Genomic DNA, 19,920 nt, shown 5'->3' with positions numbered 1-19,920 from the left:
CGAATTTCCGCGCCGCGATATTGCCTCAGGTCGCGGTGGCTGCCGCCGCGTGCGGACGGCGGCGGCCGAGCAGGACCAGGATCAGCACCGTTGCGCAGGAGCACACCAGCGTCAGCGCAAGCGCGCCGCGGCTGCCGAACTCGGTCAGCAAGCCGGCGAGAAGCGGTGGCGAGATCGCGGAGGCGAAATTGAGCGGCAGCGCGATCATCGACATCGCCCTGGCGAATTCGGCCTGGTCGTAGAACACCAGCGGGATGGTCGCGCGTGCCACCGCCATTGCGCCGCTGCCGGCGCCGTAAAGCAGAATGAAGACCGCGACCGCCCAGGTCGACCCCTCGCTCATCATCAGCAGCAGCATCGCAACAGGGAGCGCCGTGCCTGCGACAAGCCCGGTCGTGATCCCGTCCCACCGCGCGCCGCCGAGGAAATCGAGCCCGCGGGCGCTGACCTGGATCACGCCGAGCGCCGAGCCGAACGCGATGGCCTGCGCCGGCCCGAGGCCCTCGGCCCGCAACAGCTCGATCAGGATGGCGCCCAGGCCGAAATTGACGAAGGCATTGAGCGTGATCGCGCAGACGACGAGATTGAACGTGCTTCTCGCAATCGCGGGCGCGGCGGCGGGCTTTGCTGCGGTGCCGCCGTGTTGCTTCACCACGCTCCGGCGCGGTGCGCCGAAGGCATAGAGCGGCAGCGAGACCAGGATCAGCATGGCCGCGTAGACCAGGCAGGTGATGCGCCAGCCGAAATGACCGCTGAGGAACGAGGTGGTCGGCCAGAAGATGCTGCTGGACAGGCCCGTCACCAGCATGAGCGCGCCGATCGCATTCCTGGCCTGCCGTCCGGCAACTTCGTTGAGCATGATGTAGGCGCCGGTCGACAGCGTCGCGCTGCCGCCCATGCCGAGAATGACCCAGCCGGCGAAATAGAGCATCGGTTCGCGCGCAAAGTAGAGAACGACGTAACCCGGCACGGCAACGATCGTGCCCGCCATCATCACCCTGCGCGCGCCGTGCCGCGCAAAAGCCTTGGCGAGCCAGGGCGCGCACAGCCCCATGGTGACATAGAGGACCGAACTGCCGGCGAACACCGCCGGCAGGCTCAGGCCGAGATCGGCCGCAAGGTCGCGGCCCACGACGGCCGGAAGGCCGATCGTGCCCCATCCGATGAGCTGGGTGATTGCAAGCACGACCAGGACGGTGAAGAGCCTGCCGTCAGTTTTCAGAAACCGCATTCCGCCCCGTTGCCTGCGCCAGATCATGCGATGCGCGCAGACACGTCATAGCGGGAGTTTGGGCGCAGCGGAACGCCGGCTGCCGAATGGCAGAAGGCGGCCGGGAGCATGTCAGGCCAAGGACGCGCGTCGCTCCCCCGCGATCCCGAGCATGGATCGCGCCTCGGCCGCAGTCGCCACGCGGCGGCCGTGGCGGGTGACAGCCGCGGCGGCGATGGTCACGAGCTCCGCGTTGCTGGCGGCCAAGCGCGTCTTGTCGATCCTGATATTGTCCTCGAGCCCGGTGCGAACCGCATCGGCGCCCCGCGCAAGCGCCCATCCCATGACCTCGGCCTGATGGCGGCCGATCCCGGCCGCGGTCCAGGTCGCTTTCGGAATCAGCCGCCTGAGCTCTCCCAGCAGGATGTCGAGGACATGCTCGTCGGCCGGCATCGCGTTCTTGACGCCCATGACGAACTGCACGTGCGGACGCGCGTCGATCAGCCCGGCCTCGATCAAGCGGCGGGCGCCGTGCAGATGCGACAGATCGAAGATCTCGATCTCCGGACGGATGCCGCCCTGCTTCATGCTGGTGGCGAGCGTCTCGACCAGAGCCGCGCTGTTCTCATAGACGATGGTCGGAAAGTTGACCGAGCCGGTGGACAGCGAGGCCATGTCCGGCTTCAGATAGAGCGATGATCCGCGCGCCGAGGGATCGCGGCCGCGCCCGCCGGTCGAGAACTGAACGATCATCCCCGGACAGTGCTTCCTGATCCCCTCCTGCACCAAGGCAAACCGCTCCGGGTCGGATGACGGCGTCTCGTCATCGTTCCGAACATGGATATGCGCAAGCGTGGCGCCGGCCTCGAAGGCCTCGTGCGTCGAGTCGATCTGCTCGGACGGCGAGATCGGTACCGCGGGATTGTCCTTCTTGCGCGGAACGGAGCCGGTGATCGCGACGGCAATGACAGCAGGGTTCATCTTGCAACCTCATATCGATCGCGCTCACGCGCACCAAATTCGAATCGGCAGTCTGGCTCTCCAGTGAGGCCCTGCCGCCGCGACTATCATCGATCGCGGCGGCAGTTGCCTCTACCATACCCCTCAGGTCCGAACCGTGGCAGCCCCGCTCACCGCGGCGTCGGCACGCTGCCGGTCATAATCTGCCCGCGGCATCGGAACGGCATTGGGATTGCCGAGATCGTCGATCCTGATCCGATAGGTTTCCCGCGCGGTCAGGGCCGCCAGCGCCGCGATGACCGTGATGGCGAAGGCGATCGCCCCCACCGTCAACGGAATGTTGGTCGAGCCGGGAGGCGCCACGGTCGCAAACAGGGCGGGAAGCAATGCGGTGATGGTCGTTCCGATGTTCTGCGAGATCGCCATGGCCGAGACGCGGGTGCGCGTCGGAAACAGCTCCGGGTAAAAGCTCGGGAAGATCGCGTTGTAGCCCTGGTAGACCACGCCCCACATCAGCAGCGACACCACTATTGCCAGCGGCACATTCCTGATGCTGATGGCATAGAGATAGCAGAAGGCGAGCAAGCCGGAGAGAAGCGCGCCTACGATGATCGGAGGCTTGCGACCGACCTTGTCGGAGAGATTGCCGACGAAGGGAATGACGAACACGGCCAGCATATTTCCGAGGACCGGGATCCAGAGATAGACGTCTTTGGCAAAGCCGATGCCATAGGCGGGCTGGACCGCATAGGCCGCACCGAAGATGGTCGCAACCACCGGAATGACGTTCATCAGCGCCATGCAGATGACCCTGAGCATGTCGCGCCAGCTCAGCCTGATAGCCTGGACGATGGGCGCCCGCGGCGTTTCTCCCCGTTCGCCCTCGCGGGCAAAGGCAGGGGTCTCGTCGACTTCGCGACGAATGATGTAGCCCGCGACGATGACGAAGAAGCTGAGCAGGAAGGGAATCCGCCAGCCCCAGTTGTTGAAGGCCTCGGTCGGCATATAGGCCGCCAGGGGCAGGAAGATTGCTGCGGCGAGAATCTGTCCGGCCTGCACGCCCTGAAGGGCGAAGCTGGCGTAGAAACCGCGCCGACCGAACGGCGCGTGCTCCAGGATCATCGAGCTTGCGCCTGAGATCTCGCCGGCAACGGCAAATCCCTGCACGAGGCGCAGAATGACGAGCAGAATTGGCGCCAGGATGCCGACCTGCTGGTAGGTCGGCAGGATACCCACCGCCATCGTGGAGATGCCCATCAGGACATGCAGACAATGAGAACCGTCTTGCGGCCATGGGTGTCGCCCCAATGTCCGAGGACGAACGCGCCAATCGGCCGGGCCACATACCCGACTCCATAGGTCGCCAGCGACGCCACGATCGCGACAGTTGGATTCTGAGACGGGAAGAAGATTTGCGGGAAGACCAGCGACGCGGCGGTCGCGTAGATGAAGAAGTCATAATATTCGAGAGCCGACCCGATCCAGCCGCTCGCAGCGGCCTTTCTGGATTGGCCCGTGTCATGAATCGCGCGCGTCGTGGTCATCTCAGAAATTCCTCCACCTGGTTGCGTGACGTCCCGTTGGCGGGCTTCGTCGAAATTGGTCAGCACTCACCGGGCGCGCAGCGCCAGCTCGCGGAGCGCTTGTCACTGCCGATACGTGTCCGATTGCGTGCGAGAATAGGCCTGCCGCCAGGTAACACAATTACCCTGTTATACGGGAAACCTAACATGATGTTATGTGCGCCCTGCGGAGCATCCGGGCGCAGGCGACGAACGTTGGCGCATCTGCGCCGTGTGAGGTGCTGGCTAGCTGTTCGGGGGTCTCAGGCCGTGTGGCCGGGATCGACCTGCTTCGGGGTCTTCTTCTCGCGCTGCGGGGTCATCTTGGTCGGATCGGGCGCGCCCGGCACGCCACGCGGACCGAGCTGATCGCGTTGGATGTCGTCCTCAGACCGGGACGGCTCGATGCCATTCGGCTCACGAGGCTTGGTCATCGCGGCCTCCTCCTCTTGCACGTGCGCAGGCCCTATATGCCGAGCGCGTTGTCGCCCTTCTCGCGGCCGGGTACGCTGACGTGAACCTCGTGCCCTTGGCGGAGCGCCAGCGAGGCGGCCGCTACCGCCGACTCGAACGCCGATTCCTTGGTGGCGTATTTGCCGTTGACGTTGCCATCGTGCAGCACGCCCCATTCGTCCTCGACCGGCACGATCGCGTATTGAGCAAGGCCCATCATCCACCTCCTATCGTTGCGTGACCTGCGGCTGCGCGGCTGTCACCCGCCAAACCGTGTTGCCGCTGTCGTCGGCAACCAGCAGCGCACCGGTCTTGTCGATGGCGACTCCGACCGGCCGGCCACGCGCCTGGTTGTCGCTGTTGAGGAATCCGGTGACGACGTCCTGCGCCGGCCCGCTCGGCTTGCCGTTGCTGAACGGCACGAACACGACCTTGTAGCCGTTCAAGACTTGCCGGTTCCAACTGCCATGCTCGCCAACGAAGGCGCCGCCGCGATAAGCGCTCGGCAGGCTGGCGCTGGTGGCGAAGGCAAGGCCCAGCGGCGCGACGTGGGAGCTCAGCGCGTAATCCGGCACGATCGCCTTGGCGACGAGATCGGGGCGCTGCGGCTTGACCCGGGGATCGACGTGCTGGCCGTAATAGCTGTAGGGCCAGCCGTAGAAGCCGCCATCCTTCACCGATGTCATGTAGTCGGGGACCAGATCGGGGCCGAGCTCGTCACGCTCGTTCACGACTGCCCACAGCGCGCCGCTCTGCGGCTCGAAGCTGAGACCGTTCGGATTGCGCAAGCCGCTCGCGAATATCCGCCAGCGGCCGGTGGCGCGGTCGATCTCGAGGATGTCGGCGCGATTGTGCTCGGCCTCCAACCCATTCTCGGTGATGTTGCTGTTGGAGCCGACGCCGGCGTAGAGTTTTGAACCGTCGGGGCTCGCCACCAGGCTCTTGGTCCAGTGATGATCAATCGGTCCGCCCGGGAGCGGCGTCAGCACGGTGCCGGGTGCGGTGATTTTCGTATCGCCCTCGGTGTAGGGATATTTGACGATCGCATCGGTGTTGGCGACATAGAGATCGTTGCCGACGAGCGCTACGCCAAAGGGCGAGTTGAGATGGTCGAGGAAGACGCTTTGCGTGTCCGGCACGCCATCGCCATTGCTGTCGCGCAGAAGCGTGATGCGGTTGCTCTCGCCGGGATCGCCGCCGGATGTCGCCCAGGACTCGACAAAACCCATGACGATTTCCTTCGGCCGCTTGATCGCCGCGGCCTTCGGCGCCTTGGATTCCACCACCAGCACGTCGCCGTTGGGCAGCACATAGAGCGAGCGCGGATGTTGCAAGCCGGTCGCAAAGGCCTTGGCCTGCAAGCCCTGCGCAACGGTCGGCGTCTCGTCCTTCTTCCAGCCGACAATCCGCGCGATGTGCATCGGCGGCAGCAGATATTGCTGGATGTCAGGCAGCACGGGGTTGGCGCCGATTTGCGCCTTGGGATCGCCGCTGCCGTCGTTGCAGCCGGCAAGACACAGCAGCGAGGAGCACAGCAGTGCGCGGGCAAATGGGAAGGTCATCGCGCGACTCCGACGCCGTAGCGGTACACCATGGCCCAGCCGAGCCAGCCGGTGACCAGCAAGATCAGGACAGTCAAGACTGAGAGAACGAGCCCCCACGGCCATACCGAGGTCCACGCGTCGCGCGTATGGATGAGCGCATTGATGATCGCGAGGATCAGCGCCACCGCGTTGCCGATCAGATGCGGCCAGGCCGGCGGCTGCGCTCGCACCAGGCGGTTACCAAGGAAATCAGTCAGGCCAGCGATGGCGGCCAGCACGCCGAAGATGACGCCGACGAGAAGGAGCCAGGCGGAAAAATCCGCCCACATGATCTCGGCGCTGACGACATAGGCGATGTCGGTCAGCAATGCCCCGATGAAGCACACGATCGGGATGGGCACCAGCATCGGATGAATCGGATGGCCTGCGATTTGTGCGGTGGACCGCACGCGCACAGCTTCTTGCACGGTTGGCCTCGTGTGAGTTTTCGCCCCGTCCCTGCGGCCAACTCTTGCTCGGCGCGAAGGTTCCTGGGCTTCCGTAGGCCGCAAACGGCTCAGAGCGACCAGACACTCACAGGAACCGGGCGAGCTTCGCCGCCTTGAAATCCCACGCTGATCTCGGATGAAGCGGTTCGCCGCCTGGTTGCCCCGCTCGGCTATCGTGGTGCTGGGACGCCAACAACTCTTCACCAAGAACACGCTGACACCGATCCTGCCGCTGTTGCACAACCGGGATCTCGGCACTTTGGGGAGCGTACTCAGGCTGTGGGTCCTGGTTCTCGCCTCGAACATCGCCGGAACCTGGGGGTCGGATCCGTGCTCGCTCACACCAGCATCTTCGAACCCCGCATCTTGGATGCCTTCTTCGATCTCAGCCGCCGCACCGTCGAGGGGACATTCGGGAAGACGCTCGTCCGGGGGATCTTTGCGGGCTGGTTGATCGCCTTGATGGCGTGGCTTCTTCCAGCCACCAAGGGATCTCGCGCGCACATCGTCGTCGTGATGCCCTACGTTGTCGCGCTCGGCCAGTTCGCGCATATCATCGCCGGCTCCGTCGAGTGCGCCTTCCTGGTGCAAAGCGGCAGGGCGTCCCTGACTCAGTACGCCTTCGACTTCTTTCTACCGACCCTGCTCGGCAACATCCTGGGCGGAACGACCCTGGTCGCCCTGCTGAATTATGGACAGGTCGCAGCCGAAATCGACGACCACAGGGAATAGATCGCCGAGCTTGAACGAGATGTCAGATCGATCATCGTCCTGGCGTGAAGGTGAGCTGACAACCGCAAGGCGGCGCCGTCGATCGCGCCCGCGAAGATCGCGAGGAGAAGGGTACGAAATAATTGCGCTGAACAGCTGGGTGCTATGAGGCAGGGAGAGATTTGGGGCGGCAAGATAGGCCTCGTACGCCCGCCTCAAGCCGTCGTGAAGCGAGGTGGTCGCGCGCCAGCCGAGCTTTGCGAGACGACTGACGTCGAGCAGCTTGCGTGGCGTGCCGTCGGGCCGCGAGGTGTCGAAACTGATTTCGCCGCTGTAGCCGACGATTTCGGCGACGACGCGAGCGAATTCGGCGATGGTGATGTCCTCGCCGGTGCCGATGTTGACCAGCTCCGCGCTCGAATAAGTCTTCATCAGGTGCACGCAGGCATCCGCCATGTCGTCGACATAGAGGAACTCGCGCCGTGGCGTTCCGGTGCCCCACACCACGACGCTCTTGGCGCCCGCGAGCTTCGCCTCGTGGAAACGCCGGATCAGCGCTGCGACGACATGGCTCAGTTCGGGGTGATAATTGTCGCCGGGACCGTAGAGATTGGTCGGCATCACATTGATGAAGTCGCTGCCGTACTGGCTGCGATAGGCCTCCGCCATCTTGATGCCCGCAATCTTGGCGATCGCATAGGGCTCGTTGGTCGGTTCCAGCGGGCCTGTCAACACCGAGTCCTCGCGCAGCGGCTGCGGCGCCAGCTTCGGATAAATGCAGGAGGAGCCCAGAAACATCAGCTTCTCGGCCCCGTTCTGATGCGCGGCCTGGATCACATTGGCTGCGATCGCGATGTTATCGTAGATGAACTGGGCGCGCAGCGTGGCATTCGCGACGATGCCACCGACCCTGGCGGCGGCAAGGAATACGACTTGCGGCCGCGTTCTCGCAAACCAGTCGAACACGGCGGCCTGGTTGCAGAGATCGACCTCGCGCCGGTCCACCGTCACGAGATTCACCTCCTCGCGCGCCAGCCGGCGCAGCAGCGCGCTGCCGACCATGCCGCGATGGCCGGCGACGTAGACGCTCCTGCCCTTCAGTTCAAACGGTGCGTTTGGCACTGCCAGCGTCCCGCTTTGCTTCGGCCAGATCGCTCGCCATCATCTCCGCGACGAGTTCCGCAAACGTTCGCTTCGGCTTCCAGCCGAGCATGTCGCGCGCCTTGCTGGCGTCACCGACCAGGAGATCGACCTCGGTCGGGCGGAAGTAAGTGGGATCGATCTTCACCACGGTCTTGCCGCTCTTCGTGTCGACGCCGGTCTCGTCGATGCCCTCGCCGCGCCATTCGATGCGGCGGCCTACTTGCGCGAACGACAGTTCGACCATCTCGCGCACCGACCGTGTCTCGCCGGTGGCGAGCACGAAATCGTCAGGCTTCTCCGCTTGCAGGATCTTGTGCATGCCTTCGACATAGTCGCGGGCGTGGCCCCAGTCGCGCTTGGCCGAGAGATTGCCGAGATAGAGCGTCTCCTCGAGTCCAACCTCGATGCGCGCGACACCGCGGGTGATCTTGCGGGTGACAAATGTCTCGCCGCGGATTGGGCTCTCGTGGTTGAACAGGATGCCGTTGGCCGCGAACATGCCGTAGGCTTCGCGGTAGTTCACCGTGATCCAGTAACCGTAGAGTTTCGCCACGCCGTAGGGCGAGCGCGGATAGAACGGCGTGGTCTCCTTCTGCGGGACCTCCTGCGCCAGGCCATAGAGCTCGGAGGTCGAGGCTTGATAAAACCGCGTCTCCTTCTCCATGCCGAGGATGCGGATCGCTTCCAGGAGCCGCAGCACGCCGATGCCGTCGGCATTGGCGGTGTATTCGGGGCTCTCGAAGCTGACTGCGACATGGCTTTGCGCCGCGAGATTGTAGATCTCGGTCGGCCGGATCTGCTGCACCAGACGGATCAGATTGGTCGAGTCCGTCATGTCGCCGTAATGCATCAGGAACGGCACGTTCCCGACATGAGGGTCCTGGTAGAGGTGGTCGACACGCGCGGTGTTGAACGAGGACGAGCGCCGCTTGATGCCGTGCACGACATAGCCGAGCGACAGCAGATATTCGGCGAGATAGGCGCCGTCCTGCCCGGTAATGCCAGTGATGAGAGCGATCCGCTCACGCATATGTACCCTTGCTCCCGCGACCGCCCCGCGTCGGGCGACTGCGATCTCGGTCGACGCCACCGTCGAAACACCGCCTCCTTCTTTGACATATCGGACGCTGGGGTCAACTTCACAGGCAAGCCCGGGCGGGTTTCCCGGGATGCCATGCTTGAATCGGGCCGCAGCCCGCGAATCCGGACTGTTACTGCGACCGGTCCGAGGTCCAGCCCTTGTATTCGGCGACATTGTTCCGGGTGACGAGCTTCGAGGGCAGGAGCTCGACCGTCGAGGCCGGCTTCTGGCCGTTGAGTATGCCGACACCGATCTGCACCGCGCGCCGCGCCATGAAGAACGGGTCCTGCGAAGCGGACGCCTGGATCTGCGCCGCCGCCGGGTCCTTGAGCGCGGCCTCGATGTCGGGCGCGCCATCGACCGCGGTGATGATCATGCCGGTGCGGTTTTGCTGGCGCGCCGCGAGGTCGGTGCCGATCGCCTGCGGATCGTTGATGGCGAAAATAGCGTCGATCTTGGGGAAGCGGGTCAGATAGCCTTGCGCGACCGTGAGGCCGCCTTCGCGCGAGCCCTTGGCGTCCTGGTCGCTGGACAACACCTTGATGCCGGGATTCTTCGAGAAAACATTCTTGCAGCCGGTGACGCGGTCGATCACCGCGGAAACCTGCGGTCCGTTCTCGATGATGACGTCGCCCTTGCCGCCCAGCTTGTCGACGATGTACTGGCAGGAAATCTCGCCGGCCTGGACGTTGTTGGTGGTCACGGTGGCATCGGCGCCTTCGGCCGCGGTGTCGACCGCGACGACCACGATGCCTGCCGCCTGCGCCTTCTTGATCGCCGGCCCGATCGCCTTGGGATCACCGGGGTTCAACAGGATCAGGTCGACGCCGGCGGCGATGAAATTGTCGATCTGGGTGACCTGCTTGCCGAGGTCGTATTCGAAGCCAACGGTAGTGATCTTGACATTGGGATTGGTCTTCTTGGCCTCGAACTCGGCGCCCTTCGACAGCGCGACGAAGAACGGGTTGCCCATCGATCCCAGCGAGACGCCGATCGACTTCAGCTCTTTGGCAAAGGACGGCGCGGTACTCAGGGCAAGCGCCATCGCGGCGCCGGCGAGCGTGATCGTCTTCAACATTGGCTTCCTCCCTGGTCTATCTTCAATCCGGCACGGCAGACCAGTCGCCGTAACGGAATCTCGCGTCACACCCTACGCACTCAGCTGCGCACCGGGCCTTCAGGTTCTGGCGGAGCCTTCAACTTCTGCCGGAGCCTCAGGTTCTGGCGGAGCCTTGCAGCCGATAGCGATCCAGCGCCACGGCGCCGATGATCACCAGACCCTTGATCACATATTGCCAGATGTCGGAGACGCCGGTGAGGATCAGGCCGTTCGAGAGAACGGCGATGATCAGCGCGCCGACCAGTGTGCCCCAGATCGAGCCGATGCCCCCGACGAAAGAGGTGCCGCCGAGGATGACCGCGGTGATGGCATCAAGTTCGTAGCTTTGTCCGAGCTGCAAGCCATTGGCCGCATAGAGCCGCGCCGCCTGCATGCCACCCCCGAGCCCAGCCAGCAATCCCGACACGCCATAGACGAAGATCAGGACGGCCCAGACCTTGATACCGGCAAGCCGCGCCGCGCTCTCATTGCCGCCCACGGCGTAGATGTGCACGCCGAGCACGGTCCGGCGCAGCACCAGCCACGAAAACAGGATGACGAGCAGAGCAATCACCGAGAGCCAGGGGATCGACACGACGCCCGGAACCAGTGTCAGTGAGCCGTTGCCGATGAAGGCGTAGGGAATGGATGGATTGAACACGGTGGTGTCGGCGCCGAGCAGCCGCGCCAGACCGCGCACCGCGGTGAGCGATCCCAGCGTGACGATGAACGGCGGCAGACGCAACAGCGCGATCAGCGCGCCATTGACGACGCCGAAGCCGAGCCCAGTGAGCACCGCAACCGGCAGCCACAGCGCGCTCAGCTCGGGCAGTTTCGACATCGTCAGGCCCGCCATCGCCGCTGCTGCCAGAATCGAGCCGACCGAGAGATCGATGCCGCCGGTGAGAATGACGAAGGTCATGCCCGCGGCAAGCACGGTATTGACGGCCGCCTGTTGCAGGACGATGCCGAGATTTTGGCCGGTGAAGAAACGGCCCTCCGACAAATAGTGAAAGCCGATGCAGAGCAGCAGCAGTACCGGCAGCATGCCGAGTGCGCTGATCAGGGCCCTCACCCGCAGTCGTTTCGTCTCTGCGGCAGCACCATTGGTCGTTGGTGTGGGCTGGGCCTTCGAGGCTCCATTTTCAGGCATCGAGATGCTCCATCCCAGTCGCAAGCGCCATGATGTCTTCCTGTGTCAGCGGCGAAGTCGGGCCGCGCCTGACCTCGCCAGCGATATGCCCCGACCGCATGACCAGGACGCGATCGCAGATACCGATGATTTCAGGCAGATCGGACGAAATGACAAGAATCGCGGTGCCGGCCTTGGCGAGATTGTCGATGATCGAATAGATCTCCGACTTGGCGCCGACGTCAACGCCGCGCGTCGGCTCGTCCAGGATCAGCACCTTCGGCGCAATGGCAAGCAGCCGGGACAACAGCACCTTTTGCTGGTTGCCGCCGGACAGGCCACCTGCGGAGACGCCAACATTGGCGGCGCGGATACTGAGCCCCGTGAAGGCTCTGTTGGCGCGCTCGCGCGCCTTGTCGCGATCCAGGAACCAGCCAAGCTTCGCATCACGCCCGAGCACCGCGAGGTTGATGTTGTCCAGACATGACATGTCGAGAAATAGGCCGAGCGCCTTCCTGTCCTCCGTGAGATAGGCGATGCCGGCCTCGAGCGCCTCGCCCGGGGTTCGGATGTCGATCGGGCGGCCTTCTAGCTCGAGATGTCCCGATGTTCTTGGCGCCGCGCCGATGATGAGTTGCGCAAGCTCGGTGCGGCCAGCACCGATCAGGCCGGCGAGCCCGACCACTTCGCCGGCGTGCACGGTGAGCGAGCAGCCCTTGACGCGCTGCCCGTCGGCCATATCAACCGCAGCGAGCACGGGGTGCCCCTTTCCGGCCCCGGGATCATGATCCTTTTTGTAGAAGGAGGAGACGTCGCGCCCGACCATCAGGCGGACGATGGTGTCGGCCCGGATATCCTGCTTGTCGAGCGAGCCGACCAGGCGTCCGTCGCGCAGCACGGTGACGCGGTCACCGAGCGCATAGACCTCGTCCATGCGGTGCGAGATGTAGATGATGGCGAGCCCCTCGGCACGGAGCTGGCGGATCAGGGCAAACAGCCGCTCGCTCTCGCCGGCCGACAGCGCGGTGGTTGGCTCGTCCATGATCAGGATTTTTGACCTCGCGTGCAGCGCACGCGCGATCTCGACGAGCTGGCGCTGGCCCATGGAGAGATGCGCCACCAAGGTCGACGGCAGGAAATCCGCGCCCAGCCGCTCCAGGATCGGGCCAACGCCCTCGCGCATGGCGCCCCGCGCCAAAAATCCGGAACGGGACACCTCGCGACCGAGATAAATATTCTCCGCGACGCTCAAATTGGGGGCCAAAGACAGTTCCTGATAGATGATCGAGATGCCCGCGGCACGGCCGCCGAGCGGGCCTTCGATCCGCACCGGCTTGCCCTCGATGCGGATCTCGCCCCCGGCATCGGGCCGGTAGGCACCCGATAGAATTTTCATCAGGGTTGATTTACCGGCCCCGTTCTCCCCCATCAGCGCATGGATCTCGCCGGCATAGACGGTCAGGTCAACCGCACGCAGCGCCTTGATGCCGAAGAAGGATTTTGAGACCCCGCGCATCTCGAGGATCGGATCGTTCATCGTGCCTCCCGGCGCACAACGCGTTTCCCACCCGCGTCTCGTGTCCTGCCAGCGCGGTTCGCGCATTAAACAAAAGGCCGCGGCGCACGGCAATACCGAACAGCGAGGAATGTGAAATTGAATGATGCTAGTGGCGCGGCCTGTATAATTCGCGCCACGCCGGTAGCCGCTCGGCATAGGCATCGACGAGCAGGCTTTCAGGTTCGAATGTCTCGATCCGTCGCGGTGGCGTGCAGACGGCCTCGACTGCCTCGCCCGTGACAGCAAGCCGCCCCAATCTCGCCGCACCGAACGCTGCACCGGTCTCGCCGTCGGCAAAGCGATGGATCGGAATATCCAGAACATTGGCCAGCACCGACAGCCAGAACCGGGATCGTGAACCGCCGCCGATGACGTCTGCTTCCGCGACCGCAATGCCGGCGTGAGCTAGCGCATCCCGGCAGTCAGCGAGCGCGAAGCCGACGCCCTCAAGCACGGCCTGCACGATCGTCGTGCGATCGGTGCCGTGGCTCAACCCGTCGAGCATGCCGCGCACGGCGGGTCGTCGTGCGGGGTCCGCTCGCCCGCGAGATAAGGCAAGAAGTTCACGGTGGACGGCGCCTGCGGGCGCGGCCCAAGCGGCGCCAGCAGCTCGGCCTCGGCGACGCCGAACAGGCGCGCGACCCAGGCCAGGCAGGAGGCCGCCGAAAGGATCGCGCCGGCCTGGATCCACATTGCCGGGATCGCGTGACAGAAGGTGTGGACCACGCGGTCGGGGTTGGCGGCGATCGTGCTGGTCGGCGCCAGCAAGGCACCCGAGGTCCCCAGCGAAATAAAGGCGTTTCCAGGCCTGATCGCGCCGATGCCGATGGCGCCCGCCGGATTGTCACCGGCGCCGCCCGCGATCATCGGCCGCTTAGTCATGCCCCAGCGCTGCGCGAGCTCGTTGCGCAATGTTGCCGCGGGCGCGCAGCCCTCGACCAGACGCGGCATGTGCACGCGTGACAGGCCGGTCGCCGCCAATGCCGCATCCGACCAGTCCCGGCGCGCGGCGTCGAGCCACAGCGTGCCCGATGCATCCGAAACGTCCTCGATCGCTTCGCCCGTCAGCACCAGGCGCAGATAGGCCTTGGGAAGCAGGACGAGCTTCGTCGCCGCGAAAATCTCAGGCTCGTGCGCAGCGATCCAGAGCAGCTTGGGCGCGGTGAATCCTGGCATCGCCTTGTTGCCAGTTGTCGCACGCAAAGCGGGCCAGCGTTGTTCCAGAATGCGGCACTCCGCGGCGGAGCGTCCGTCGTTCCACAGGATGCAGGGCCGCAACGGCTTCGCGCGCGCGTCAAGCAGCGTGGCGCCATGCATCTGGCCGGACAGTCCGATCCCTTCGACCGCCGCCAACTCTCTGGCATGCCTCGCCTGCAAGGCGTCCAGGGCGGCAAAAGCCGCGTCGATCCACTGCGCGGGATCCTGCTCGAAATAGCCTGATAGCGGTGAGGCGGACGTCAGCGCCCGGCTCTCGCTTGCAATCACGCGCTGGGCGCCGTCGACAAGAACAGTCTTGACCGCCGACGTGCCGAGATCGATGCCGAGATACATGGATGCTTACAATTGCTGGCGTCGAAATGGACGACGCGCGCCGCGACGTCGGATCGTCCAATCAATCCAAGAAGGCTGATCGCGTCAAGGGACGCGCGCCTCCCAAGCTGATCATCGAGGCTGGACTAGCCCGCCTGTCGAACATTTCGGACCAGGTCTACCAGGCCCATATCGACCAACGTGCGGTGGAACCGGCGTTTCCGTTCGGAGGCCGACGCAAAGTAGGTTTGCCCGCAATCCTCAAGCAAGCTGGCGCGGGTCGAGAATATCGGATCGAGCGGGAGGCCTGCGCGCTGCAATGCCACAGTTCCAAGAAAGGCGATGTCGAGATCCGCGCCTCGTCCCGATCCGAATTGCTCGGGAGTGATGTTCAACGCCTCCATCGCGTAAAATGTTCGGAACGCACGCCGCGCGTCGGCCGCGAGCTTTAGCTGCCGATCGATCTGATTGGTGAATACGGGTTGGTGATCGCCATAGTGCACCACGAGAAGCGGGCGCTCTGGAAGGGTTGTTTCCAGCTTCAGCTTGAGCTTTTGCCAGGTTGAGGCGGTCTCCACCAGCCGCGCATAATACTCGGCGTATCTGCGATCCGGCAGGTGCGCCATAGCGAAAGCGCGCTCGCTTTCAAACTGTCCCGGCGCAACCAGGCGCCTGTCATGCGGGCCATGATTGAAGTTGGTCAGCACATACAGAAATCGAGGCGTTGCCGGATTGTCGGCGATGCTGCTTGCATAGCCGTCGATCACCGCCTCCAGGAACAACGCGTCGGAATTTGTCGCCTCGAAACGCCTGATATCGAACGGTGGCGGAATGTCGTCGATGAAAATGCGTTCGTTCATCCCGATCGAGCTGTAGAATTCATCATAGTTGAGAAAACTGCGGCGACAGCTCGACATCAGCGTTGTCTGATAGCCGAGCGAGGCCAGCGAATGGGTGAGACTGCTGTGGAATCGACCTGCGCCCTTTCTGAAGAGCTGGTAGGCACTCGACCCGAAGCTTGCACTCGAAAGACCGGTCAGCAGGCTGAATTCAGACTGCCACGATCCGCCCCCGAAGATGTCCACGTTGAGGCACCCGTGTTCACCGTCTTCAGGGGACAGGAAGGCCTCGACGGCGGGCTCAATCGGCAAGCCAAAAACGCGCGGGTCGAAAACCGATTCGTGCTGGATCACGATAATGTCGGGAAAGCGGGTTGAGCGCGCCGGCACCGCCGCCCTGAGCGGCAGTGGCTCGATTGCGATGTCACTGAGCGTCAGCCGGCCGAACTGCTGCCAGGAAGCGGGGTCGACGAGCGAGGCCATGAAGCTCGAGTAGAAGCAGCGCGGCTGGGACAGCGTCAGCCGCCAAGACGACGCGCCTTTCGCAAAGATGCTGGCGAAGCAAATGAGGGCGAGACCGAACAGGAGAATTCGAAGCTCGATCGAAATGGGAGATCCAGCGGCGTAGAACAACACCGCGGCCGACGCAAAGGCGAAAAGGAAGCTTCCCACCAGAACACCCAACATCATGCGTGGGTATTGCGACACAAAAAATGGGACCGTCCCTGCGAACACGAGCGGCAAGTCGGACACGGTGAGTTTGAGTGCGCTGTGATCGAATTTGACGATCGATAGTCCGGCAATCGCGATCACCAGAAGGCAAGACAGCAGCACCGCCCTCTCAAGATCCGCAACGAAAACCAGCATCAGGGCGGCGGTAAACAACAGTGCGGCCATTGCAAACAGAAGCTGCTCGGCACTCCGTTCCGCCAGCACAACGAGGCCGATGGCTCCTACAATCGCCAAACCCAACAACATCGCGGCATGATGCTCTGAAAGCGCGACCTCTTCAATGAGGCTGAAGGCCTATTGACGGGGTGCAGATCGCGGCTGCGGCTCACAAGTCCTCGATTCTGCGCGGGATGAGCTCGGTCCGCGTACTCACATCTTGATCGTCAGCTTGCGGTTCTCACCGAGATTAGGTTTCTCGCCGGTCAACCTCGCCTTGGCAAACTCGAATGCCGCAACGGCGGAGCTCGCCGGTCCGTCCCACAATTCCGCGGTGAAAGGCTCGACCCGCAACAAAGATACGTCTGCATCGGTCGGGCCACCCGGCCACCACACCTCGTCGGTTTTTCGCCACACGGCCCTGATCTTGTCGGGATCGCGCATGACCGAGGCGCGACCGGTGATCGACAGGTAGGCGTTGGCGCTCGAATCGATGAAGACCAGCCCGACATCGGGCGCGGCCTCGATTTCGTCCTCCTTGGGACTATGGAGGTCGGTTACGAAGAAAATCACGCCGGCATCGCGGTCGGGTCTCGCTTCAAGCGGCCGCGCACGCAGTCCATCGCCGAACTGCGTCGTCAGCATGCACACGCCGACGTTTTGGATAATGTCCCAGACGCGGTCGACAGGATCTTTCTTGCTCATAAGTTAAACCGAGCTGCAGTGTTCGAAGTGACCCGGTCCAGCGATCCGTGGTCATTTGCGACCGCACTGGAATTGCCGGCACAGCACATGACAAACCGGAAACGGCCGATCCGTTCCTGATCGTGCCGGAACACCCGAGAAGTAGCGCTGCTTGCGCGGCGCCGCGTCGAGCGGGCGAACACGACCGTGCCAGCAGCCCAGAGCGCTTTGCTGCACCGGCGATTGCTTTATCAGTTCCTTCGAGCAGGAGTTGTCGTGCCGGTTGAGCGGTCAAAAATAAGACGCCACCAATCGACGGAGGTGGACGCATTTCACGGCTCGGATCAGCGTTCGGCCGAGTCCGCCATCCTTGTCAGGACAGGCCGTCCAATGATGGCCTCAATGAGGACAATCGATGCAGCCGTTCCAAGATTCCAGATCAGGTTCATAATGGTGGCATCGAGGCGATAGAGAAGCGACATGGCTGTCGAAGTCATGCCGGCGACAGCCAGTCCGGCCGCCAGCGTCACCAAGGCGGGGCGCAGGCGGACTACATGACGCAACATCACAAAAATCGATACCGACAGCGGTAGGCTAATGAGGAGCACCGTGGCGAAGCACTGAAAAGCGACGCCCATCCGCAGGCTGCCTGTGTCGTAGCTCACCCAGTCCGTGAGGCAACCATAGCCGAGGGTCGCCATCCACACCGCTAGCGAGGGCAGCGGAAGCAGCAGCCAGAACCGCGAACGGTCGGGCAGGCTTGCCATCAGGCAACTGAATGCGGCCAGCGCACTCGTCACGCAGGAGGCCGTCGTCCCAACGAGGAAAGACGGGTTGCGTAGCTGATTTGCAATGTCTGACCGAAGACCATGTTCGACAACAAGCAAGATCAGGACGACGAGCGCGATCAGAAGCCAACAGCCGGCACGGAACAGCGGAGGGCGAATGACGCGCACTGGTCGCGCCGCGTTCGCCAGGGTCTGAATGAGATCTGTGGTCTCCATCTAGTTGCCTCCCTCGCCCAGAAGGCGCCTGAGCGCCTTGATGCCCCGATGGGCAGAAACCTTCAAAGACGCAATAGACACTCCGCTCTGCTCCGCAGCCTCCCTCAACGACCGCTCCTGCAACTTCAACAGCGTGATAGCCTGACGCTGGCCAGTCGGAAGAGACTGCAGGGCGACGCCCACGGTGTGGCTATCCAGCGCGTGCTCACTCGTCTGGTCGGGGGCTGCAAAGGCTTCATGCTTGGTTTCCAACATCACTTCTCCTGCCGCGACGCGCCCGAGAGCGCGCAAGCGATCTGCAACACGGTGCCGTGCGATACCAGCCAGCCAGGGCTTGAACGGGCGTGACGGGTCGTATGTTTGCCGAACCTCATGCAGTGTCAGCAGGATGTCCTGGACGGTATCTTCGGCATCGCTGGCATTGCGATGCGCCCGGTTCGCAATCGTCCGCAAATAAGGCGTGATGCCGAGCAACAGGCGGTGATAGGCGTCGGTGTCGCCGCATTGCCCTCGCACCATGAGCGCCGTCCACTGCTGCGGATCCGTCGCGCGCAAACCGGACACCTCAAAACCGCGTGGTGAGATCGGTCAGCCAAGCGGGTGACGCGGCGACAAGCGCGGCTTCCAGGGCGTGATCCGCACCGGTCAGGATTAGAACTGCAACCGTCACCGCGCTTCCGCCGAGCAAGAGCTTGCCAACCTTTCCGGCATTCATCATTTTGCCCTGCCAGCGCATCATCGCCGTTCGGGACAGCAATCCAGCGATGAGCAAGGGGACCGACGTCCCTAATCCGAATGCGACCATAACCGCTGCCGCGCTTACGAGATCTTGGTCCCGCGCCGCAAGCACGGACGCCGCGCCGAGTGTGGGTCCCACGCAGGGGCTCCAGACGGCGCCCAGCAGAACGCCCACCACGAACTGCCCCTTGACACCGGTCGGGGTCATGCGGGCGATGAGCCGGCTTCCAGCGTTGCTGACGCCACCGGTAGCCATCGCGAAGCGTTGCTGCAATGCGCCGCTCAGCAGGATGCCGCCCAATCCGGCCAACAGCACAGCGGAGATGTCGCGGAACACGTCGCCGTCGAGACCGATCGCGAATCCCACCGTAGCGACGAACAATCCGATGCTGGCGAAAGAAAGCACCAGGCCGGCGAGCAATGCAGGCACACCCAGTCGATGCACGGCGAGGGCAGGCCCGAGCACGAGCGGCAGCAGTGGCAGCACGCACGGGGATAGCGTCGAGAGCATTCCCGCGATAAACCCGAACCCCATGCTGACGAATGGCAAGGTCACTCCGATGTTTCCTCAAGTTGCGTTTTCGAGCGAAGCTAGCCCCGGTTCGCGCGAAGCAACGCGTCAAAACAAAAAGCTAGTCGTTCGCTTTTTCAAGCAGCGCCTTGATCGAACCGGCATCGGTATCACCGGTTGAGCGACCCTTTTCGGCGGCACCGTGGAACACGATCAGCGTGCTTTGCTTCTGGGCGCCCATGGCCCGGACAATGTCCTTTTGCGTGTCGAAATCGACGTTGTAGACGACCAGATCCTTGAACGCGGCTTCATTCTCCAGACTGTCCAGGATCGGCCTCTGCTTGGCACAATACGGGCACCAGGGGGCGGTGATGTGGACCAGAATTGGCTTGCCCTCGTGTTGGCTGGCCTCAAACACCTGCTGCGTGAACGGTACCTCCGTCGCAGCGAAAGCGGCAGGGCCTAGCCCCGCAAAAAGGCCCAGGGCCAAGGCGGCCACAGCCATGGTTCTCGAAAAATGCATTGCAAATCTCCTGGCAGTTTGTGAACGCCCAGCAAATGCAGCCGGGCTTGTGATCCAATGTTCGGATCTTTCCGCCAAAAGGTTACAGCCGTCGGTAGGGGATTTTGTATCCGTCCATGGCAAAGCCTGGGCGCCGACTTCGGCACCGGGACTCCGTCGCTACCCAACGTCTCTGGCACACATGCACGCGAACACCGTGCGCCGGAAGTGCGATCAGTTACCGTGGTGATAACGTCGCTTCGCTAGACCGAGAAAACCGCCG

The 19,920-nt window shown here is 63.5% G+C and carries 18 protein-coding genes and 4 pseudogenes; 2 read left to right on the top strand and 20 right to left on the bottom strand.

The window, feature by feature from the left end:
• Positions 1–25: 25 nt before the first annotated feature.
• The 7 genes and pseudogenes from AB8Z38_RS02950 to AB8Z38_RS02920 all read right to left on the bottom strand — a co-directional run bounded on the left by AB8Z38_RS02950 (position 26) and on the right by AB8Z38_RS02920 (position 6,196).
• The gene (locus AB8Z38_RS02950; RefSeq protein ID WP_369723059.1) at positions 26–1,231 is read right to left on the bottom strand and encodes an MFS transporter; all 1,206 of its coding nucleotides are present in this window, start codon (positions 1,229–1,231) and stop codon (positions 26–28) included.
• A gap of 111 nt (positions 1,232–1,342) precedes the next feature.
• Positions 1,343–2,191 carry a 3-keto-5-aminohexanoate cleavage protein gene (locus AB8Z38_RS02945; protein ID WP_369723058.1) on the bottom strand — a complete coding sequence of 283 codons (849 nt, stop codon included), beginning with the start codon at positions 2,189–2,191 and terminating at the stop codon, positions 1,343–1,345.
• A 123-nt stretch (positions 2,192–2,314) separates the two neighbouring features.
• Positions 2,315–3,714 (bottom strand): annotated as a pseudogene (locus AB8Z38_RS02940) (MFS transporter).
• A 281-nt stretch (positions 3,715–3,995) separates the two neighbouring features.
• On the bottom strand, positions 3,996–4,166 hold the full coding sequence (locus tag AB8Z38_RS02935; RefSeq protein WP_369723057.1) for a hypothetical protein: 171 nt from the start codon (positions 4,164–4,166) through the stop codon (positions 3,996–3,998).
• Between the two features lie 32 nt (positions 4,167–4,198).
• Complete coding sequence (locus AB8Z38_RS02930) at positions 4,199–4,402, bottom strand: hypothetical protein (RefSeq protein ID WP_369723056.1); 204 nt, start codon at positions 4,400–4,402, stop codon at positions 4,199–4,201.
• 10 nt (positions 4,403–4,412) lie between these two features.
• Positions 4,413–5,747 carry a sorbosone dehydrogenase family protein gene (locus AB8Z38_RS02925; protein WP_369723055.1) on the bottom strand — a complete coding sequence of 445 codons (1,335 nt, stop codon included), beginning with the start codon at positions 5,745–5,747 and terminating at the stop codon, positions 4,413–4,415.
• On the bottom strand, positions 5,744–6,196 hold the full coding sequence (locus AB8Z38_RS02920; RefSeq protein ID WP_369723054.1) for a DUF2231 domain-containing protein: 453 nt from the start codon (positions 6,194–6,196) through the stop codon (positions 5,744–5,746). Before AB8Z38_RS02920 ends, AB8Z38_RS02925 begins: the two co-directional genes overlap by 4 nt.
• Positions 6,197–6,353: 157 nt before the next feature.
• Between AB8Z38_RS02920 and AB8Z38_RS02915 the strand changes: the two are divergent.
• Positions 6,354–6,476: pseudogene (locus AB8Z38_RS02915) on the top strand (hypothetical protein); the annotation flags it as partial.
• A 71-nt stretch (positions 6,477–6,547) separates the two neighbouring features.
• A complete protein-coding gene (locus AB8Z38_RS02910) occupies positions 6,548–6,949 on the top strand; it encodes a formate/nitrite transporter family protein (protein WP_369723053.1) in 402 nt (133 codons plus the stop codon).
• A 168-nt stretch (positions 6,950–7,117) separates the two neighbouring features.
• On the opposite strand, the pseudogene AB8Z38_RS02905 reads toward AB8Z38_RS02910, so the two are convergent.
• From AB8Z38_RS02905 to AB8Z38_RS02845, 13 genes and pseudogenes are all read right to left on the bottom strand, one after another.
• Positions 7,118–8,050 (bottom strand): annotated as a pseudogene (locus AB8Z38_RS02905) (GDP-L-fucose synthase family protein); the annotation flags it as partial.
• Positions 8,031–9,101: a GDP-mannose 4,6-dehydratase gene (gene gmd, locus AB8Z38_RS02900; protein ID WP_369723052.1), complete on the bottom strand. Its 1,071-nt coding sequence runs from the start codon at positions 9,099–9,101 to the stop codon at positions 8,031–8,033. The gene gmd and the pseudogene AB8Z38_RS02905, both read right to left, overlap by 20 nt.
• A gap of 181 nt (positions 9,102–9,282) precedes the next feature.
• Positions 9,283–10,230 carry an ABC transporter substrate-binding protein gene (locus AB8Z38_RS02895; RefSeq protein ID WP_369721816.1) on the bottom strand — a complete coding sequence of 316 codons (948 nt, stop codon included), beginning with the start codon at positions 10,228–10,230 and terminating at the stop codon, positions 9,283–9,285.
• Between the two features lie 136 nt (positions 10,231–10,366).
• Complete coding sequence (locus AB8Z38_RS02890) at positions 10,367–11,404, bottom strand: ribose ABC transporter permease (protein WP_369723051.1); 1,038 nt, start codon at positions 11,402–11,404, stop codon at positions 10,367–10,369.
• Positions 11,397–12,920: a sugar ABC transporter ATP-binding protein gene (locus AB8Z38_RS02885; RefSeq protein WP_369723050.1), complete on the bottom strand. Its 1,524-nt coding sequence runs from the start codon at positions 12,918–12,920 to the stop codon at positions 11,397–11,399. Before AB8Z38_RS02885 ends, AB8Z38_RS02890 begins: the two co-directional genes overlap by 8 nt.
• A 127-nt stretch (positions 12,921–13,047) precedes the next feature.
• The gene (locus AB8Z38_RS02880) at positions 13,048–13,587 is read right to left on the bottom strand and encodes an FGGY-family carbohydrate kinase (protein WP_369726731.1); all 540 of its coding nucleotides are present in this window, start codon (positions 13,585–13,587) and stop codon (positions 13,048–13,050) included.
• A pseudogene (locus tag AB8Z38_RS02875) lies at positions 13,506–14,492 on the bottom strand (FGGY family carbohydrate kinase); the annotation flags it as partial. The gene AB8Z38_RS02880 and the pseudogene AB8Z38_RS02875, both read right to left, overlap by 82 nt.
• Positions 14,493–14,617: 125 nt before the next feature.
• Entirely contained in the window at positions 14,618–16,288 is a 1,671-nt protein-coding gene (locus tag AB8Z38_RS02870) for a sulfatase-like hydrolase/transferase (protein WP_369723049.1), read from the bottom strand.
• A 123-nt stretch (positions 16,289–16,411) separates the two neighbouring features.
• Entirely contained in the window at positions 16,412–16,903 is a 492-nt protein-coding gene (locus AB8Z38_RS02865; protein WP_369723048.1) for a pyridoxamine 5'-phosphate oxidase family protein, read from the bottom strand.
• A 323-nt stretch (positions 16,904–17,226) separates the two neighbouring features.
• Positions 17,227–17,886 (bottom strand): NrsF family protein, encoded by a 660-nt coding sequence (locus tag AB8Z38_RS02860; protein ID WP_369723047.1) that lies wholly within the window; start codon positions 17,884–17,886, stop codon positions 17,227–17,229.
• A complete protein-coding gene (locus tag AB8Z38_RS02855) occupies positions 17,887–18,441 on the bottom strand; it encodes a sigma-70 family RNA polymerase sigma factor (protein ID WP_369723046.1) in 555 nt (184 codons plus the stop codon). It abuts the gene before it with no gap.
• Positions 18,442–18,451: 10 nt separating this feature from the next.
• Positions 18,452–19,159, bottom strand: a complete 708-nt coding sequence (locus AB8Z38_RS02850; protein WP_369726730.1) for a cytochrome c biogenesis CcdA family protein — start codon at positions 19,157–19,159, stop codon at positions 18,452–18,454.
• Between the two features lie 97 nt (positions 19,160–19,256).
• A complete protein-coding gene (locus tag AB8Z38_RS02845; protein ID WP_369723045.1) occupies positions 19,257–19,658 on the bottom strand; it encodes a thioredoxin family protein in 402 nt (133 codons plus the stop codon).
• Between the last annotated feature and the right edge of the window lie 262 nt (positions 19,659–19,920).

This window comes from Bradyrhizobium sp. LLZ17, assembly GCF_041200145.1.
GTDB lineage: Bacteria > Pseudomonadota > Alphaproteobacteria > Rhizobiales > Xanthobacteraceae > Bradyrhizobium.
Note: the sequence above shows the minus strand (reverse complement) of the source record. Positions and strands in the feature narration are given on the sequence as shown.

Bases quoted from the DNA above. Each gene is read 5' to 3' on its own strand.
- AB8Z38_RS02860 (WP_369723047.1), bottom strand. From the start codon at position 17,886: ATGGAGACCACAGATCTCATTCAGACCCTGGCGAACGCGGCGCGACCA.
- AB8Z38_RS02850 (WP_369726730.1), bottom strand. From the start codon at position 19,159: ATGGGGTTCGGGTTTATCGCGGGAATGCTCTCGACGCTATCCCCGTGC.
- AB8Z38_RS02945 (WP_369723058.1), bottom strand. From the start codon at position 2,191: ATGAACCCTGCTGTCATTGCCGTCGCGATCACCGGCTCCGTTCCGCGC.
- AB8Z38_RS02925 (WP_369723055.1), bottom strand. From the start codon at position 5,747: ATGACCTTCCCATTTGCCCGCGCACTGCTGTGCTCCTCGCTGCTGTGT.
- AB8Z38_RS02895 (WP_369721816.1), bottom strand. From the start codon at position 10,230: ATGTTGAAGACGATCACGCTCGCCGGCGCCGCGATGGCGCTTGCCCTG.
- AB8Z38_RS02870 (WP_369723049.1), bottom strand. From the start codon at position 16,288: ATGTTGTTGGGTTTGGCGATTGTAGGAGCCATCGGCCTCGTTGTGCTG.
- AB8Z38_RS02950 (WP_369723059.1), bottom strand. From the start codon at position 1,231: ATGCGGTTTCTGAAAACTGACGGCAGGCTCTTCACCGTCCTGGTCGTG.
- AB8Z38_RS02885 (WP_369723050.1), bottom strand. From the start codon at position 12,920: ATGAACGATCCGATCCTCGAGATGCGCGGGGTCTCAAAATCCTTCTTC.
- AB8Z38_RS02865 (WP_369723048.1), bottom strand. From the start codon at position 16,903: ATGAGCAAGAAAGATCCTGTCGACCGCGTCTGGGACATTATCCAAAAC.
- gmd (WP_369723052.1), bottom strand. From the start codon at position 9,101: ATGCGTGAGCGGATCGCTCTCATCACTGGCATTACCGGGCAGGACGGC.
- AB8Z38_RS02890 (WP_369723051.1), bottom strand. From the start codon at position 11,404: ATGCCTGAAAATGGAGCCTCGAAGGCCCAGCCCACACCAACGACCAAT.
- AB8Z38_RS02930 (WP_369723056.1), bottom strand. From the start codon at position 4,402: ATGGGCCTTGCTCAATACGCGATCGTGCCGGTCGAGGACGAATGGGGC.
- AB8Z38_RS02845 (WP_369723045.1), bottom strand. From the start codon at position 19,658: ATGCATTTTTCGAGAACCATGGCTGTGGCCGCCTTGGCCCTGGGCCTT.
- AB8Z38_RS02935 (WP_369723057.1), bottom strand. From the start codon at position 4,166: ATGACCAAGCCTCGTGAGCCGAATGGCATCGAGCCGTCCCGGTCTGAG.